Below are 15,854 nucleotides of genomic sequence, written 5' to 3'. Positions count from 1 at the left end.
GGTGGTGCCCACGGCATGATCGGAAGGGGCACGGGGTGGAGTCGACGGCCGGGGCCGGACAGCTGCTGGCCATCAGCGACCTGCACATCTCGTATCCGGAGAACCGCGCGCTCGTGGAGCGGATGCGCCCCACCACGGACGACGACTGGCTCATCGTGGCCGGTGACGTCGCCGAGACCGTCGAGGACGTCCGCTGGGCGCTGGCCACCCTCGCGGACCGCTTCGCCAAGGTCCTGTGGGCGCCGGGCAACCACGAACTGTGGACCCACCCGAAGGACGCCGTCACCCTGCGCGGCGTCGCCCGCTACGAGCACCTCGTCGCCGTGTGCCGGGAACTGGGCGTGCTCACGCCCGAGGACCCGTACCCGGTGTGGCGCGGCCCCGGCGGCCCGGTCGCCGTCGCCCCGCTGTTCCTGCTGTACGACTACTCCTTCCTGCCGGACGGCTGCGCCACCAAGACCGACGGCCTGGCCTACGCGCACAGCACCGGCGTCGTCTGCAACGACGAGTACCTGCTGCACCCCGACCCGTACCCGACCCGCGAGGACTGGTGCCGCGCCCGCGTCGCCGAGACCGAGCGCAGGCTCGCCGAGCTGCCCGAGGACCTGCCGACCGTCCTGGCCGGGCACTACCCGCTCGACCGGCACCCGACGGACGTGCTGTGGTACCCGGAGTTCGCCATGTGGTGCGGCACCACCCTCACCGCCGACTGGCACCGCCGGTTCCGGGTCGAGACGATGGTCTACGGCCACCTGCACATCCCGCGGACCACCTGGCACGAAGGGGTCCGCTTCGAAGAGGTGTCCGTGGGATACCCCCGCGAATGGCGCAAGCGCCCGGAGCCCCCGGGGCAGCCGCGCCGCATACTGCCGATGGAGGTCGGACCCGGTGATCGAGGAGCTGCTCCCGGAGTCGGTGGTGGCCGCGGAGTCGCACGGTGACCAGGACACCGACGAGACCCTGCTGTACCCGCAGGAGCGCCCGCTCGTCGCGCGCGCGGTGAGCAAGCGCCGCCGGGAGTTCACGGCGGCGCGGGTCTGCGCCCGGCGGGCCATGGAGAAGCTCGGGGTGCCGCCGCAGCCCGTCCTGACCGGCGAGCGCGGCGCCCCCGTGTGGCCGGACGGGCTGGCCGGCAGCATGACCCACTGCGACGGCTACCGCGCCGCCGCGCTCGTGCGCGCCGCCGACCTGGCGTCGCTCGGCATCGACGCCGAGCCGCACGCACCGCTGCCGGACGGCGTCTTCGACACCATCGCGCTCCCCGCCGAGCGGAACCGGCACCGCGCGCTGTCCGCCGGCCGGCCCGCCGTGCACTGGGACCGGCTGCTGTTCAGCGCCAAGGAGTCCGTCTACAAGGCGTGGTTCCCCCTCGCCCGCGCCTGGCTCGACTTCTCCGAGGCCGACATCGAACTCACCCACGCGCCCGGCGAGAGCGCGCGCGGCCGCTTCCACGCCCGGCTGCTCGTCCCCGGACCACTGGTCGGCGGCGTCCGCGTGGACGCCTTCGAGGGGAGCTGGCTCGTCCGGGACGGCCTCGTGCTGTCGGCGGTGGCCGTCCCGCACTGAGCGGGACGGCCACCCGGGACCGGCCTCACTCCTGCGGGCACCAGTGGGACAGCAGCCCGAAGAACTCCTCCTCGTTGCCCGCGAGGCCGGCCCGCGCCAGCGCCCCGTCCGCCTCGGCGAGCACGGCGGGCGGCACCAGGACGGGCCGGGGCCCGTCCGGTGGCCCGTCGAAGGCCGCGCGCACGGTGTGCAGCAGCCGCAGATAAGCCTGGACGGCGGTGCGCTCACGGTCGGTCAGTACGGCGGTGGTCATCGGTCGGCTCTCCCCGGTTCGGCGTCACGGATCACGCGCGCTGCGGCGCCGTGCGCCGTGTCGTACGGCGCACGACTCCAGCTTGCCGCCCCCCACTGACAACGCCGCGTGAGCAGGCCGGGGTTCGCCCACTCAGCGGACGCGACGCCCCCGCGGACAGGGAACTTGGCGGCCGGCCGGGTCGCGGGTGACGGCGTACGGGACCGGCGTACGGGCGCGATGCTGGCGTACGGGTCCGGCGTACGGGCGGGGCGGACGGCGTACGGACCCGACGGGTCGCCCGCGTCCGTGCGGGGCCCCGGACGGACGCGGGACGTCTACGCCTCGGGCCGCTGCACGCTCTCCAGCAGCATGTCGAGCCACTCGGCGACCTTGTCCCGGTGCTGGTCGGTGGGCAGTTGCGCGGCCCGCCAGGCGATCCCGCGTACCCCGTGGTCCTGCAGCAGCCGTTCCAGCGGGTCCGCCGCCGGCTCGGCGGCGGCCCGTTCCCGGTCGGCGAGCTTCTGCAGCAGCTCCTGCTCGGTGCGCTGCAGGGCGCCCGCCAGCGCCTCGGCGTCCTCCGCGGTGAGGAAGCCCGCGTGCACCCGGAAGAACCGCTGGAGCGCGTCGCAGTGCTCCATGGTGGGCCGCCGGTCGCCGTTGATCAGGGCGCCCGCCTGCTGCCGGGACATGCCCGCGCCGTCCGCGATCTCCTGCTGGGTGTACTTGCGGCCGTTCGGCTTGAGCCGGGTGCGGCGCAACAGGTCCAGCCGCTGCAGGAAGCGGGCCTGGACGTCGGGTTCGCCCGCCGGGCGGCCGCTGAGCAGTGCCTTGACCACCGGCTCCGGGACACCGCACGCGACGGAGAGCCGCCCCACGTCGAAGACCTCGGTGTGCGGCACGCCGAGCCGGTCGGCGAGCGCGGTGACGCGGGCGGCGACGGCCGACAGCTGTGCGGTCTCGATGGCGCCCGGATCCTCGTAGCCATCCGTCACCGACAGAACTCCTACGTCTCTCGAAGGCCTCAGGTACGTTCCGTGCTCATCGCAAGCGGGTGTCGTGAACTTCCCGGAGAGTAGCGGGTGCTTCGAACCCGCATCCAGGTCTCGCCACAACTGTGGCGAATTCCAGCCGTCAACCGGCGCTAAATGCCACGATAGTTGACACGGCTCTTGTCCGGGCAGCAGGATCGCAGTCGCCGCGCGAAGGCCGGCACGGGCAAGAGGGGTGACCTCCCGATGGCACATCAGGCAGGAGGGCAGTGGCCGGCGCCGCGGCCCGTCCCCGACGGCTGCGATGTCCAGGCGTACCTCCAGGACTACGCCGCGCTGGTGGAGGCCGTCCCCTTCCCGTCCCTGGTCGTCGACCACCGCTGGAACGTCCTCCTGGCCAACGGCGCCTTCGGGAACCTGTTCGCCGGTGTGCGCCCCCATCCGACCGCCATGCCCGGGGACAACTTCCTGCGCTTCGTGCTCTTCCACCCCGACGCCGGCGGCATCCTCGGTGAGCACGAGCAGGGCTGGTGCCTGCCGATGCTGGCTCATCTGAGGTCCGCGATGGACCGCTCGGGCCACGACCACGAACTCCAGGCCATCCGGCGGGACATCGGGCAGGACCCGATCATGGAGGCCGCCTACCGGCAGGGTCTGCCGCACTGGATCCGCGCCGTCGGCGAGGCCGCGACCCGGCTCGACGGCGCCGTGCGCCTGCTGCACCACCCCGACCCGCGCCGGGGTCCCACCGAGTGCCGGATCGTCGACGAGACGCCGCGCACCCTCGAGGAGATCGGCTGCACCCGGCTGACGATGGTGCTGCGCGACGCCCAGCGCCCGGCCGCCGCGGCCCGCCGTCAGCGCCGTGCGCACGGCGCCGGCACACATCTGACGGTCGTTCCGGCCCCCCTGGACTGACCCGGTTCCGTCGGCGTTCAGGTCGCCGACGGGACCGGGCCGGGAAGCCCCCGCCTCCTCGACCCCGCCGAGCGCGAGGCACCTCGCACGCAAGCCACGCAAATCTTTTGCGTGGCTTGCGCTCTTGTTACGACCTCGTACGGGGAAAGTCGGCCTGCTTGCACCCGCGTCACCCTGCCGTTTCCCGTATCCGATTGACTGTCGAAAAATTACAGATTCCGCGCGACATCTTGTGTGCGAATGTCGTCGGTGCTTGAGTGTGCGGCGCCCCGCAGGCGCACCTTCCTGCTGTCCCCCGACCCCCACCACGAAGGGACCGGCACATGCACCGCACCACTGCCGCACATGTCAGGCGCATGCCAGCAATCGGGGCGGTCGTCGCCCTCGCCGCCGGCACGCTCGTCGCCCTGGCGCCCGCCGCGCACGCCGCCTCCGGCGCCACGCTCCCCTTCACCTCCGTCGAGGCGGAGTCGGCGAGTACCACCGGCACGAAGATCGGCCCGGACCACACCCAGGGCACCCTCGCCTCGGAGGCCTCCGGCCGGCAGGCCGTACGGCTCGCCGCCGGGCAGCGCGTGGAGTTCACCGTGCCGCGCGCCGCCAACGCGGTGAACGTCGCCTACAGCGTCCCGGACGGGCAGTCGGGCGCGCTGAACGTCTACGTCAACGGCACCAGGCTCACCCGGACACTGCCGGTCACCGCCAAGTACTCGTACATCGACACCGGCTGGATCGCGGGTTCCAAGACCCACCACTTCTACGACAACGCCCGCATGCTGCTGGGCCGGGACGTCCAGGCCGGGGACAGGATCGCCTTCGAGGCGGCCGGCACCCAGGTGACCGTGGACGTCGCCGACTTCGAGCAGGTCGCGGCCGCCGCGCCCCAGCCCGCCGGCTCGGTGTCCGTGGTCTCCAAGGGCGCCGACCCCAGCGGGAGCGGCGACTCCACCCAGGCCTTCCGCGACGCCATCGCGGCGGCCCGGGGCGGGGTGGTGTGGATCCCGCCGGGGGACTACCGGCTCACCTCCTCGCTCAACGGGGTGCAGAACGTCACCCTGCAGGGCGCGGGCAGCTGGCACTCGGTCGTGCACACGTCCCGCTTCATCGACCAGACCAGCTCCTCGGGCGCGGTCCACATCAAGGACTTCGCGGTCCTCGGCGAGGTCACCGAGCGCGTCGACTCCAACCCGGACAACTTCGTCAACGGCTCCCTCGGCCCGGGCTCGTCCGTCTCCGGCATGTGGCTGCAGCACCTCAAGGTCGGGCTGTGGCTGACCGGCGACAACGACAACCTGGTGGTGGAGGACAACCGCGTCCTCGACACCACCGCCGACGGCCTCAACCTCAACGGCAGCGCCAGGGGCGTCCGGGTCCGCAACAACTTCCTGCGCAACCAGGGCGACGACGCGCTCGCCATGTGGTCGCTGTACGCCCCGGACACCGACTCCAGCTTCGAGAACAACACGATCTCGCAGCCCAACCTCGCCAACGGGATCGCCGTCTACGGCGGCACCGACATCACGGTGCGCGGCAACCTGGTCTCCGACACCAACGCCCTGGGCAGCGGCATCGCGATCTCCAACCAGAAGTTCCTCGACCCCTTCTCCCCGCTGGCCGGCACCATCACGGTCGACGGCAACACGCTGGTGCGCACCGGAGCGCTGAACCCCAACTGGAACCACCCGATGGGCGCGCTGCGGGTCGACTCCTACGACAGCGCGATCGACGCGAAGGTGAACATCACCGACACCACGATCACCGACAGCCCGTACAGCGCCTTCGAGTTCGTCTCCGGCGGCGGCCAGGGCCGTCCGGTGCGGGGCGTCGACGTGACCGGCGCGACCGTGCGGAACACCGGCACGGTCGTGGTCCAGGCCGAGACACCGGGCGCCGCCGTCTTCCGCGACGTCACCGCCACCCAGGTCGGGTCCGCCGGCGTCTACAACTGCCCCTACCCGGCGAACTCCGGCGCCTTCACCCTCACCGACGGCGGCGGCAACTCCGGCTGGTCGAGCACCTGGGCGGACTGCTCCACCTGGCCCCAGCCCGGCCAGGGCAACCCCGCCCCCGACCCCGGCCGCAACCTCGCCAAGGGGCGCCCGGCCACCGCGACCGGCTCGCAGGACGTCTACACGCCCGGCAAGGCGGTCGACGGGGACGCGGGCACCTACTGGGAATCGGCCAACAACGCCTTCCCGCAGGCCCTGACGGTCGACCTCGGCTCCTCCTACGCGGTGCGCCGTGTGGTGCTGAAGCTGCCCCCGTCCGCCGCCTGGGGCGCCCGCACCCAGACCGTCACGGTGCTCGGCAGCGCCGACGGCTCGGCCTACTCCACGGTCGTCGGCGCGCAGGGCTACCGCTTCGACCCGGTGACGGGCAACACCGTCACCGTCTCCCTGCCGGGCGGCACGAACCTGCGCTACCTCCGGCTCGCCGTCAGCGCCAACACGGGCTGGCCCGCCGGGCAGTTCAGCGAGGTGGAGGCGTACCTGGCGGGCTGACCCCCGCCAGGGGCCCGGCAGCCCCTCCGGCACGGTCCCCGGGGCCTCCGGCCGCCCACTGCGGCCGGAGGCCCCCACCGGACCGCCGGGTTTCACATGGGTGCCACCAGATACTTCCCTGACGTTTGCTGCTCTTGGAACACTCACTTCGCGCAGATTCCGTCATCTGACGGCAGCAGCACCCACGTCAGGATGAGAGGGCCCCCACCCATGTCCGAGGTCAACCGGCGCCGCTTCCTCCAACTCGCGGGCGCCACGACGGCGTTCACCGCGCTGTCCGGCAGCATCCAGCGGGCGGCCGCGCTGCCCGCCCACCACCGCACGGGTTCGGTCAAGGACGTCGAGCACATCGTCGTGCTGATGCAGGAGAACCGCTCGTTCGACCACTACTTCGGCAAGCTGAGGGGGGTCCGGGGCTTCGGCGACCCCCGCCCGGTCACCCAGAACGGCAGGTCCGTCTGGAAGCAGTCCGACGGCACGAAGGACATCCTCCCCTTCCACCCGGACGCCGACGACCTGGGCCTCGCCTTCATCCAGGACCTCCCGCACGGCTGGAACGACGGCCACACCGCGTTCGCCGGCGGCCGGTACGACATGTGGGTGCCCGCCAAGTCACCGACGACGATGGCGTACCTGACGCGCGACGACATCCCCTTCCACTACGCGCTGGCCGACGCCTTCACCGTCTGCGACGCCTACCACTGCTCGTTCATCGGTTCCACCGACCCCAACCGCTACTACATGTGGACGGGGTACACGGGCAACGACGGCAAGGGCGGCGGCCCGGTCCTCGGCAACGACGAGGCGGGCTACGGCTGGACCACGTACCCCGAGCGCCTGGAGAAGGCCGGGGTCTCCTGGCGGATCTACCAGGACGTCGGCGACGGACTCGACGCGCACGGCGGCTGGGGCTGGATCGACGACGCCTACCGCGGCAACTACGGCGACAACTCGCTGCTCTACTTCGACCAGTACCGCAACGCCGAGCCCGGCAGCCCGCTGTACGAGAAGGCCCGCACCGGCACCGACGCCCGCAAGGGCGAGGGCTTCTTCGACCGGCTCCGCGCCGACGTCACCTCCGGGAAGCTGCCGCAGGTCTCCTGGATCGTCGCCCCAGAGGCCTTCACCGAGCACCCCAACTGGCCCGCGAACTACGGCGCCTGGTACGTCTCCCAGGTGCTGGACGCGCTGACCTCCGACCCGGAGGTGTGGGCGAGGACGGCGCTGTTCATCACCTACGACGAGAACGACGGCTTCTTCGACCACGTGATCCCGCCCTTCCCGCCGGCCTCCGCCGACCGGGGCCGGTCGACCGTGGACCCCGCGCCCGACCTGTTCAAGGGCGACGCCGGCCACGCCGCCGGCCCCTACGGACTCGGCCAGCGGGTGCCGATGCTGGTGGTCTCCCCGTGGAGCAAGGGCGGCTACGTCTGCTCCGAGACCCTCGACCACACCTCGATCATCCGGTTCATCGAGAACCGCTTCGGCGTCCAGGAGCCGAACATCTCGCCCTGGCGCCGGGCCGTGTGCGGGGACCTGACCTCGGCCTTCGACTTCTCCCGCAAGGACACCGCGCCGGTGGCGCTGCCGTCCACGGCCGGCTACCGGCCGCCGGACCACGCCCGCCACCCGGACTACGTGCCCACCCCGCCCGCCGTGCCCGCGCTGCCCCGGCAGGAGCGCGGCAGCCGCCCCACCCGGCCGCTGAAGTACGCACCGGCGGTGGACGGTTCGGCGGACCCGGCGTCGGGCAGGTTCACCCTCGCCTTCGCCTCCGGCGCGCACGCGGGAGCCGCGTTCCTCGTCACCTCGGGCAACCGCGGCGACGGCCCCTGGACGTACACCACCGAGGCGGGCAAGACCCTCTCCGACACCTGGAACTCGGCCTACTCGGGCGGCTCCTACGACCTCGCCGTGCACGGTCCGAACGGCTTCCTGCGCGTGTTCAGGGGCCGCAACGCCACCGCCGGACCGGAGGTCACGGCCCGGCACACCGGCGACGACGTGGAACTCGCCTTCACCAACCGGGGCTCGGGCACGGCGCGGCTGAAGCTCGTCAACGGCTACGGCGGCGACCCGGTCGCGGTGACGGTGCGGGCCGGGGCCACCGTGCGGCGGACCGTGCGGCTCGCTGCCAGCCGGCGCTGGTACGACCTCACGGTCACCGCGGACGCGGACCCGGCGTTCCTCCGCGGCTTCGCCGGCCACGTGGAGAACGGGCGGCCCGGGGTCAGCGACCCGGCCATCATCACGGAGTGAACGGGCGATGAACACCGCTCCGGGCGGACTGGTCAGGTACCGGTCACACCAGGGTAGTGTGCCCCGGTGACCACGCAATCGAACACTCCTGCAGGCTGGTACCCCGATCCGCACGGGGCGGCCCAGACGCTGCGCTACTGGGACGGCGCCCAGTGGACCGAGCACACCAACCCGGCGCAGCAGGGCGCCGGTCAGGCTCCGCCGGTCGCTCCCCAGCAGCCGGCCGCCCACATCCCGCAGCAGCAGTCCGGTGACGCCAAGGTGCAGCGCCAGGTGCAGAAGCAGGCGGGCGTCGCGGCCGGTGGTCCCGGCGGCGGCACTCTCTTCACCGAGCCGGTCCTGGTGGTGAACCAGAAGGCCAAGCTGATCGAGCTGACCAACGAGTACAAGGTCATGGACCAGAGCGGCCGTGAGATCGGCGCGGTCACGGAGGTCGGTCAGAGCGCGCTGAAGAAGATCCTGCGCTTCGTTTCCAGCCTCGACCAGTTCATGACGCACAAGCTGGAGATCCGCGACGCCCACGGTCAGCCGCAGCTCGTGCTGACCCGGCCCGCGAAGTTCTTCAAGTCCCGGGTCATCGTGACCCGCCCGGACGGCTCGCCGGTCGGCGAGATCGTCCAGAAGAACATGATCGGGAAGATCAACTTCGCGATGAACGCGAACGGCCAGCAGGTCGGCGCGATCAAGGCGGAGAACTGGCGGGCCTGGAACTTCGCCATCGTCGACCACGCGGACAACGAGGTCGCCCGGATCACGAAGACCTGGGAGGGCCTCGCCAAGACGCTGTTCACGACCGCGGACAACTACGTCCTGCAGATCCACTACCAGCTGCCCGAGCCGCTGCTGAGCCTGGTCGTGGCGACGGCGCTGACCGTCGACACCGCCCTCAAGCAGGACTCGCGGGGCTGGGGCTGACCGGCCCGGCCGGACCACGGCCCGAGGGACGTACGGCCGCGGCCGGCGCGCGCGGAGTATCCGCGGGCGCCGGCCGCGGCCGTACGTCGTTCAGTGCGCGGTGAGATGCCCGGGCTGCTCCGGCTGGCGGGGCACCAGCGCCGGTTCCGCCGCCGCCGTGCCCGGCTCGAGGGCCAGGACCGCCGCGACCGGGTGCTCCTCGTCGTGCCCGCCGGGTCCGCCGGGCGCGGGCGCCGCCCGGGTCAGCAGGAGCACGCCCCGCACGGCGAGGCCGGCCCCGGCCAGCGCCAGCAGCACCCCGCCGGCCCCTCCGCGCAGCCCCTGGCCGAGCAGGGTCAGCCCGATGACCGCGGCGGCCAGCGGGTTGGAGAGGGTGACCATGGCCAGCGGCCCGCCGAGGCCGCCGCGGTAGGCCGTCTGGGACAGCAGCAGCCCGCCGGTGGAGAACGCGGCGACGAGGACGGCGACCACGATCACCTCGGCGCCCGGGCCGGAACCCGAGTGGTCCGTGGCCGCCACCGTCACCGTCTGGGTGAGGGCCGAGGCGACGCCCGAGGCGAAGCCCGAGGCGGTGGCGTGCCGCAGGCCCGGCCGGGCGCCGGGCCGGGACAGCAGGCCGATCAGCGCTGCCGTGGCGCCGGCGACCACCAGCGCCTCGGGCAGGCTCAGTATCCGTGCGGGCGCCGGTCCGGAGGCCGTGACCAGCACCGCCGCGAGCCCCAGCAGCGTGAGTGCCGTACCGCGCCACTCCACCGCGCTCACCCGCCGCCCGGCGGCCCGCGCCCCGAGCGGCACGGCCGCGACCAGGGTGAGCGCCCCGAGCGGCTGGACGACCGTCAGCGGCCCGTACTTGAGGGCGACCACGTGCAGCAGCGCGGCGCCGGCGTTCAGGCCGACCGCCGACCACCACGCGCCGGCGCCGAGCAGCCGCACCAGCCCGGTGCCGAGGCTGCGCGAGGCGAGGCGTTCCTGGGCCACGGCGGCCGCCGCGTAGGCGACGGCGGAGACCAGGGACAGGGCGAGGGCGAGGAGGGTGGCGGCGCTCATCGGGCGGCTCCCGCCAGGACCGGCCCCCGCTGGGCGGGCAGCTTCGGGGCGCCGCCGGCGGCGCCGGACGTGTGCCGCGGCGCGCGCACGAGCGCGAGCGCGGCGCCGAGCATGGCGGCCGCCGCCAGCGCGTCGACCCAGTAGTGGTTGGCCGTGCCCACGATCACCAGCAGGGTGACCAGCGGATGCAGCAGCCACAGCCAGCGCAGGCGCGAGCGGGTGGCCGCTATCAGGCCCACCGCCACCATCAGCGCCCAGCCGAAGTGCAGCGAGGGCATCGCGGCGAACTGGTTCGACAGGTGGTCGCCGGCGGGCGGTCCGTACACCGAGGGCCCGTAGACACGGGCGGTGTCCAGCAGGCCGGTGCCGGCCAGCATCCGCGGCGGGGCCAGCGGGAAGGTGAACGGCAGCACCAGGGCGGCCGCGGTCACCGCCGCCAGCACCCGCCGCGCCCAGACGTAGTGGGCGGGGCGCCTGACGTACAGCCAGACCAGGAAGGCCAGGGTGGCCGGGAAGTGGACGGTCGCGTAGTAGGTGTTCGCCAGGCGGACGAGGAGGTCGCCGTGCAGCAGCGCGGACTGCACGGAGGTCTCGTCGGGCAGGTTCAGCGACCGTTCGAGGCCCCAGACGCGATGGGCGTTGTGGAAGGCGTCCGCGGTGTGGCCGACGGCCAGCCGCCGTCCGAGCTTGTAGACGAGGAAGAGTCCCGCGACGAGCAGGAGCTCGCGCGGGAGCGGCGGGCGCGCGGTCGCTGTCGCGTCCGGCTCCGCCGCGGCAGGCTCGGTTCGGGCATTCATCCCCCGGCCCCTTCCCTGGCGTTCGTGCGGGTGGTGGTGCGGGCCGGACCGCGTTTCCGGGCCCGGAACTCATCGATACGTCTCCGTACCGATACGCCAGTGTACCGATACGCTGGAGTACCGGTACACTGGCGTATCGATTGAGGTGCGACACACTGGAATCCCCGGGCACGTCCCGGAACAGAGTGAGGAGAGGCACGCATGACGTCGCAGGCCGAAGACGGACCGGACACGGTCGCCGCCTCGCGCCGCTCCAAGATCACGCCCGAGCGTGAGCGGGAGTTCTTCGACGCCGTGCTGGAGCAGATCCGCGAGTGCGGCTACGACTCCGTGACCATGGAGGGCGTGGCCCACAGCACCCGGTGCAGCAAGTCCACGCTCTACCGGCAGTGGAAGACCAAGCCCCAGTTCGTCGCGGCCGCGCTGCGGGCCAACCGCAAGGTGCGCTTCGCCGGCATCGACACCGGTTCGCTCGCCGAGGACCTGCGCCTGGCCGCGCGGGCCGCGGGCGACTGGTCCAACAAGGACACCCGGCTGATGCAGGCGCTCGGCCACGCGGTCACCGGCGACCACGAGCTGGCGCAGGCGCTGCGCGAGGCCCTGGTCCTGCCCGAGATCGCCGAGCTGCGGGAGATGCTGGCGCGGGGCGTGGAGCGCGGCGAGGTGCCCGCGGACCAGCCCGCGCTGGAGTACGTCCCGGCCATGATGTTCGGCGTCATGCGCGTCCGGCCGGTGCTCAGCGGCCAGTACGCCGACGCCGACTACCTCGTCCGCTTCGTGGAGGCCACCGTGCTGCCCGCGCTCGGACTGACACCAGACCCAGGCCGCCGTTCACGGGATGACTGAACGGTGACCTGCCGGCGCCGCACCGTGGGGACGGGGGCGGCGCACACCCCCCGGCCGGGTGGGGTTCCCCTTGAGCGGAGGGGCGCCCCACCCGGCCGACTGCTTGACGAGGACGTCCTCAGACGTCCTGGCCGCTGCCGCCGCCCGACGAGACCTCGATGCCCTTGAGGATCTCGTCGATGACCGACACGTCCTGGCCGACGTCCACGCCGAAGCGCACCACGACCATCCGCTTGGCGTCGTTGGGCGAGGGGAAGGCCACGGACTCGACGTAGCCGTCGGCGCCCTTGCTGGTGACCGCCTTCCAGCGCACCGCGTAGCCCTTCTGCCCGGCCACCGTCACCGCCTTGGCCGACAGCACCTCGTGCGAGGTGATGCTGCCGTAGGTGGTGCCGCCGTAGGACTGCTTGGCGTTGGCCGCGATGTCCGCCTTGGCGACCTCCTCGGCGGTGTCGCCCTTCGTCTTCAGGGCGAGCGCGGGCGCGGTGTAGGCGCCGCCCGCGGTGCAGGTCTGGGCGCTGTTGCCGGGGCACTTGTAGGAGTCGCCCGAGGTCACCTGGGCGCCCACCCCGATCGACTCCCCGGTCCAGCCCTTCGGCACCGGCAGGCTGATGCCGTTCGCCGGATCCGGCACCGTGCCGCCGCCCTGGACCTTCGGCGCCCCGGAACCCCGGGGCGCGGGCGACTCGCCCGGCCCGCCGTCACCGCCCGGGCCGCCCTGCCCGCCGTCGCCGCCGAAACCGCCGGGGCCGCCGCCCCGTCCCTCCTGCCCCTGTTGCGAGCCCGCGCGCTCGGAGCCACCGCCGCCGTCGCCCTTGGCGAGGGCGTACACCCCGACCCCGATGCACACCAGGACCGCTGCCGCGGCCCCCACGGCTATGCCCGTGCGCAGCCCGCGCCGGGGCGCGGCCGGGGGCTGGGCCGGATACGCCGAGTACGCCGGATACCCCGGCTGCGCCCCGTACGGCTGGTACGCCGGGGAAACCGGCTGCGCGCCGCCGGCCGGCTGCTGCGCCGGGGGACCCCACACGGCGGCCGTACCGGCGGGGCGGGTCTGGTCCGTCCAGGCCTTGCCGTCCCACCAGCGCTCGGTGGGCGGACCGTCATTCGTCTGCCCGGGGTCGGGGTACCACCCGGGAGGAGTCACCTGCGTCATGCCCCCACCGTATGAGGCGTCGGTGAAAGCGGGATGAGAGCATCCGCCGCCAACTTCGCGCACCGGGACATTTCTCCGGAGATTTCCTCGGCCGTGCCCGGCGGCGGCCCGGCCGCCGTCACCCGGCCACCACCAGACGCACCGGTCCGCGTCCCGCCGGCGGCGGCAGCCGCAGGCCGTCCCGTCCTGGTGTCAGCGAGCCGAGCACGCTCGGGTGACGGGCGCCGGTGCTGCGCGGATCGGTGCCGGCCAGGCCGTGCGCGGTGAGGAAGCCGAGCACGGCGAAGGCGTACGCCTCCTTCGCCGGCGCGGGCAGGCCCAGCTCGTCGGAGCCACGCACCGCCACGCCGGGGAGCCGGTCCCGCAACGCCGACATGAGCACCGGGTTGCGGGTGCCCCCGCCCGAGGCCACCACCTCGCCCGCCCCGACGCGGCGCACCGCGTCCGCGACCGTCCGCGCCGTCAGCCACGTGAGCGTGGCCAGCGCGTCCTCGGCGGCCAGCGCGTGCACCCCGGCCGCCCGGAGGTACCCGGCGTGGAACAGCTCCTTGCCGGTCGTCTTGGGCGGTTCGAGCGCGTAGTACGGCTCCGCCAGCAGCCGGTCCAGCAGCGCCCCGTCCGGCCGCCCCCGCGCGGCCAGCGCGCCGTCGGTGTCGCAGGCCAGCCGCCCGCCGCTGAAGTGCCGGGCCGCCGCGTCCAGCAGCGCGCAGCCCGGCCCGGTGTCGAACGCCGTGCCGTCGGGCGCGGTCAGGTTGGCGATGCCGCCGATGTTCAGCGCCACCGGTCTGCCCGGCCTGCCCCGCAGCCACAACAGATCGACCAGGCTCACCAGGGGCGCGCCCTGGCCGCCCGCCGCCACGTCCCGGGCGCGGAAGTCGGCGGCCACGGGCAGCCCGGTCGCCTCGGCGATCCACGCGGGCTGCCCGAGCTGGAGCGTGCCGTGCACGCGGCCCTCCTCCACCCAGTGGTGGACGGTCTGCCCGTGCGAGGCCACCAGCTCGCCGCGGCCGCCGCACAGTTCACGGTCGGCACGGACGGCCGCCGCGGCGAACGCCTGCCCGATCCGGGTGTCCAGCCGGCACACCTCGGCGAGCGGGACGGCGGCCGGCGGCAGCGCCGCCGCGAGCGCGGCGCGCAGATCACCCTCGTACGGCGTGCTCACCATGCCCAGCGGCTCCAGCACCAGCGTGTCGCCGTCCAGGCGCAGATCCGCCGCCGCCGCGTCCACGGCGTCGTACGACGTCCCCGACATCAGCCCGATCACCCGCACCGCTCAACCCGCCTTTCCCGAGGGCCGCCACAGCAGCGCCGGCACGCTGAGCGCGCAGGCCGCCGCCGCGTAGTAGGCGGGCACGTCCGGATTCCCGGTGCGCCGCACCGCCTCCGTGATGATCAGCCCCGCGCAGCCGGAGAACACCGCGTTGGACAGGGAGTGGGCGAGCCCCAGACCGGTCCAGCGCACCCGGGCCGGGAACTGCTCGGCCAGCAGGGCGGGTCCCGGCCCGGCCATCAGGCCCACCACCGCGCCGGCGGCCGCCACGGCGGCGCCCCGCACCGGGCCGGCGGCGCCGGGTTCCTGCAGCAGGTCGAACAGGGGCACCGCGATGACGACGACCAGCACCGCCCCGGTCAGCATCACCGGCCGCCGCCCGATCCGGTCGCTCAGCAGGCCCGCCGGGAGGATCGCGGCGGCGAACCCGGCGACCGCCGGCACGGTGGCCACCAGCGCCTGCCGGACGTCCGTGTGCAGCGCGGACTGGAGGTACGAGGGCAGGACGACGAGGAACGTGTATCCGGCCGCCGCCCAGCCCATGATCCGCCCGGCGCCCAGCAGCACCGTCCCCGCCACCGCCCGGCCGCCGTCCGCCACGGCCGGCGCGCGGCCCCGCGCCCGGAACTCCGGCGTCTCCTCGAGGCCGGTCCGCAGCCACAGCGCGAGCAGTCCCAGCGGCAGGGACAGCAGGAACGGCAACCGCCAGCCCCAGCCGGCGAGCTGGGCCCCGGTGAGCACCGAGGCCGTGGCCGCCGCGACCGACGTCCCGGCCAGCAGGCCCAGCGCCACGGTGAACGACTGCCACGCGCCGTACAGGCCACGCCGGCCCGGCGGGGCGTGCTCCGTCAGCACGGCCACGGCCCCGCCGAACTCGCCGCCCGCCGACAGGCCCTGAACGGCCCTCAGGAAGGTCAGCAGCCAGGGCGCCAGGGCGCCCGCCGTGGCGTACGTGGGCAGCACGCCGATCAGCGTCGTGGCGGCCGTCATCAGCGTGATCACCGCGATCAGCACCGGCCGCCGCCCCAGCCGGTCGCCCAGCCGGCCGAACAGCGCGGCGCCGAGCGGGCGGAAGAAGAACGCCAGCGCGAAGGAGGCGTACGTCCGCACCAGCCCCTCGGCCGCGCTCCCGCCGGCCGGGGTGAAGAAACGCTCGGCGAGCACCGTGGCGAGGGCGCCGTAGACACCGAACTCGTACCACTCCACGAGGTTGCCCACCGATCCCGCCGCCACCGCCCGCACCACCCGCCTCCGGGGCGCCGCGGGGTCGGGCGTCCCCGGCGCCCCGTGATCACCGGGTACTTCGGAAAGCTGCTTCATGCACAGTCCTGTTGACGGTCCGTCCGCTGAACACC

14 protein-coding genes are annotated in these 15,854 nt (G+C 73.7%); 7 read left to right on the top strand and 7 right to left on the bottom strand.

What is annotated here, in order from left to right; genetic code table 11:
- Positions 1–35 precede the first annotated feature (35 nt).
- Entirely contained in the window at positions 36–941 is a 906-nt protein-coding gene (locus ACZ7JA_RS25035; RefSeq protein WP_351668161.1) for a metallophosphoesterase family protein, read from the top strand.
- The gene (locus ACZ7JA_RS25030; RefSeq protein ID WP_389301146.1) at positions 889–1,566 is read left to right on the top strand and encodes a 4'-phosphopantetheinyl transferase family protein; all 678 of its coding nucleotides are present in this window, start codon (positions 889–891) and stop codon (positions 1,564–1,566) included. The genes ACZ7JA_RS25035 and ACZ7JA_RS25030 overlap by 53 nt, the downstream gene beginning before the upstream one ends.
- Positions 1,567–1,591: 25 nt before the next feature.
- Here ACZ7JA_RS25030 and ACZ7JA_RS25025 read toward each other — a convergent pair whose 3' ends face one another.
- Positions 1,592–1,819 (bottom strand): hypothetical protein, encoded by a 228-nt coding sequence (locus ACZ7JA_RS25025; protein ID WP_351668166.1) that lies wholly within the window; start codon positions 1,817–1,819, stop codon positions 1,592–1,594.
- Between the two features lie 317 nt (positions 1,820–2,136).
- Positions 2,137–2,793, bottom strand: coding sequence for a helix-turn-helix domain-containing protein (locus tag ACZ7JA_RS25020; protein ID WP_351668168.1), 657 nt, complete (start codon positions 2,791–2,793; stop codon positions 2,137–2,139).
- 243 nt (positions 2,794–3,036) lie between these two features.
- Between ACZ7JA_RS25020 and ACZ7JA_RS25015 the strand changes: the two genes are divergently transcribed.
- The 4 genes from ACZ7JA_RS25015 (at position 3,037) to ACZ7JA_RS25000 (ending at position 9,383) form a co-directional block, all read left to right on the top strand.
- The gene (locus ACZ7JA_RS25015; protein WP_351668169.1) at positions 3,037–3,708 is read left to right on the top strand and encodes an MmyB family transcriptional regulator; all 672 of its coding nucleotides are present in this window, start codon (positions 3,037–3,039) and stop codon (positions 3,706–3,708) included.
- Between the two features lie 356 nt (positions 3,709–4,064).
- Positions 4,065–6,209 carry a discoidin domain-containing protein gene (locus ACZ7JA_RS25010; RefSeq protein WP_470810521.1) on the top strand — a complete coding sequence of 715 codons (2,145 nt, stop codon included), beginning with the start codon at positions 4,065–4,067 and terminating at the stop codon, positions 6,207–6,209.
- A gap of 210 nt (positions 6,210–6,419) precedes the next feature.
- Complete coding sequence (locus ACZ7JA_RS25005; protein WP_351668172.1) at positions 6,420–8,468, top strand: phosphocholine-specific phospholipase C; 2,049 nt, start codon at positions 6,420–6,422, stop codon at positions 8,466–8,468.
- Between the two features lie 66 nt (positions 8,469–8,534).
- Positions 8,535–9,383 carry an LURP-one-related family protein gene (locus ACZ7JA_RS25000; protein ID WP_389453180.1) on the top strand — a complete coding sequence of 283 codons (849 nt, stop codon included), beginning with the start codon at positions 8,535–8,537 and terminating at the stop codon, positions 9,381–9,383.
- 90 nt (positions 9,384–9,473) lie between these two features.
- On the opposite strand, the gene ACZ7JA_RS24995 is transcribed toward ACZ7JA_RS25000, so the two are convergent.
- Together ACZ7JA_RS24995 and ACZ7JA_RS24990 are read right to left on the bottom strand one after the other, a co-directional pair.
- Complete coding sequence (locus ACZ7JA_RS24995) at positions 9,474–10,430, bottom strand: DMT family protein (RefSeq protein WP_351668176.1); 957 nt, start codon at positions 10,428–10,430, stop codon at positions 9,474–9,476.
- Positions 10,427–11,227, bottom strand: a complete 801-nt coding sequence (locus ACZ7JA_RS24990; protein WP_351668178.1) for a phosphatase PAP2 family protein — start codon at positions 11,225–11,227, stop codon at positions 10,427–10,429. Before ACZ7JA_RS24990 ends, ACZ7JA_RS24995 begins: the two co-directional genes overlap by 4 nt.
- A gap of 201 nt (positions 11,228–11,428) precedes the next feature.
- Between ACZ7JA_RS24990 and ACZ7JA_RS24985 the strand changes: the two genes are divergently transcribed.
- The gene (locus tag ACZ7JA_RS24985; RefSeq protein ID WP_351668180.1) at positions 11,429–12,073 is read left to right on the top strand and encodes a TetR/AcrR family transcriptional regulator; all 645 of its coding nucleotides are present in this window, start codon (positions 11,429–11,431) and stop codon (positions 12,071–12,073) included.
- 118 nt (positions 12,074–12,191) lie between these two features.
- On the opposite strand, the gene ACZ7JA_RS24980 is transcribed toward ACZ7JA_RS24985, so the two are convergent.
- From ACZ7JA_RS24980 to ACZ7JA_RS24970, 3 genes are all read right to left on the bottom strand, one after another.
- A complete protein-coding gene (locus tag ACZ7JA_RS24980; protein ID WP_351668182.1) occupies positions 12,192–13,229 on the bottom strand; it encodes a DUF2510 domain-containing protein in 1,038 nt (345 codons plus the stop codon).
- Positions 13,230–13,347: 118 nt separating this feature from the next.
- Positions 13,348–14,499 carry an anhydro-N-acetylmuramic acid kinase gene (locus ACZ7JA_RS24975; RefSeq protein ID WP_389453168.1) on the bottom strand — a complete coding sequence of 384 codons (1,152 nt, stop codon included), beginning with the start codon at positions 14,497–14,499 and terminating at the stop codon, positions 13,348–13,350.
- Positions 14,500–14,502: 3 nt separating this feature from the next.
- Positions 14,503–15,819, bottom strand: a complete 1,317-nt coding sequence (locus ACZ7JA_RS24970; RefSeq protein WP_470810516.1) for an MFS transporter — start codon at positions 15,817–15,819, stop codon at positions 14,503–14,505.
- Positions 15,820–15,854 lie beyond the last annotated feature (35 nt).

It is taken from the genome of Streptomyces sp. NPDC038135 (genome assembly GCF_055601245.1).
The sequence above is the reverse complement of the archived record's forward strand: the minus strand, read 5'-3'. Positions and strand labels throughout refer to the sequence as shown.

What these genes read in the sequence shown, in the direction of transcription:
- ACZ7JA_RS25015 (WP_351668169.1), top strand. Translation starts at nt 3,037, where the DNA reads ATGGCACATCAGGCAGGAGGGCAGTGGCCGGCGCCGCGGCCCGTCCCC.
- ACZ7JA_RS24970 (WP_470810516.1), bottom strand. Translation starts at nt 15,819, where the DNA reads ATGAAGCAGCTTTCCGAAGTACCCGGTGATCACGGGGCGCCGGGGACG.
- ACZ7JA_RS24990 (WP_351668178.1), bottom strand. Translation starts at nt 11,227, where the DNA reads ATGAATGCCCGAACCGAGCCTGCCGCGGCGGAGCCGGACGCGACAGCG.
- ACZ7JA_RS24995 (WP_351668176.1), bottom strand. Translation starts at nt 10,430, where the DNA reads ATGAGCGCCGCCACCCTCCTCGCCCTCGCCCTGTCCCTGGTCTCCGCC.
- ACZ7JA_RS24985 (WP_351668180.1), top strand. Translation starts at nt 11,429, where the DNA reads ATGACGTCGCAGGCCGAAGACGGACCGGACACGGTCGCCGCCTCGCGC.
- ACZ7JA_RS25010 (WP_470810521.1), top strand. Translation starts at nt 4,065, where the DNA reads ATGCCAGCAATCGGGGCGGTCGTCGCCCTCGCCGCCGGCACGCTCGTC.
- ACZ7JA_RS25005 (WP_351668172.1), top strand. Translation starts at nt 6,420, where the DNA reads ATGTCCGAGGTCAACCGGCGCCGCTTCCTCCAACTCGCGGGCGCCACG.
- ACZ7JA_RS25025 (WP_351668166.1), bottom strand. Translation starts at nt 1,819, where the DNA reads ATGACCACCGCCGTACTGACCGACCGTGAGCGCACCGCCGTCCAGGCT.
- ACZ7JA_RS24980 (WP_351668182.1), bottom strand. Translation starts at nt 13,229, where the DNA reads ATGACGCAGGTGACTCCTCCCGGGTGGTACCCCGACCCCGGGCAGACG.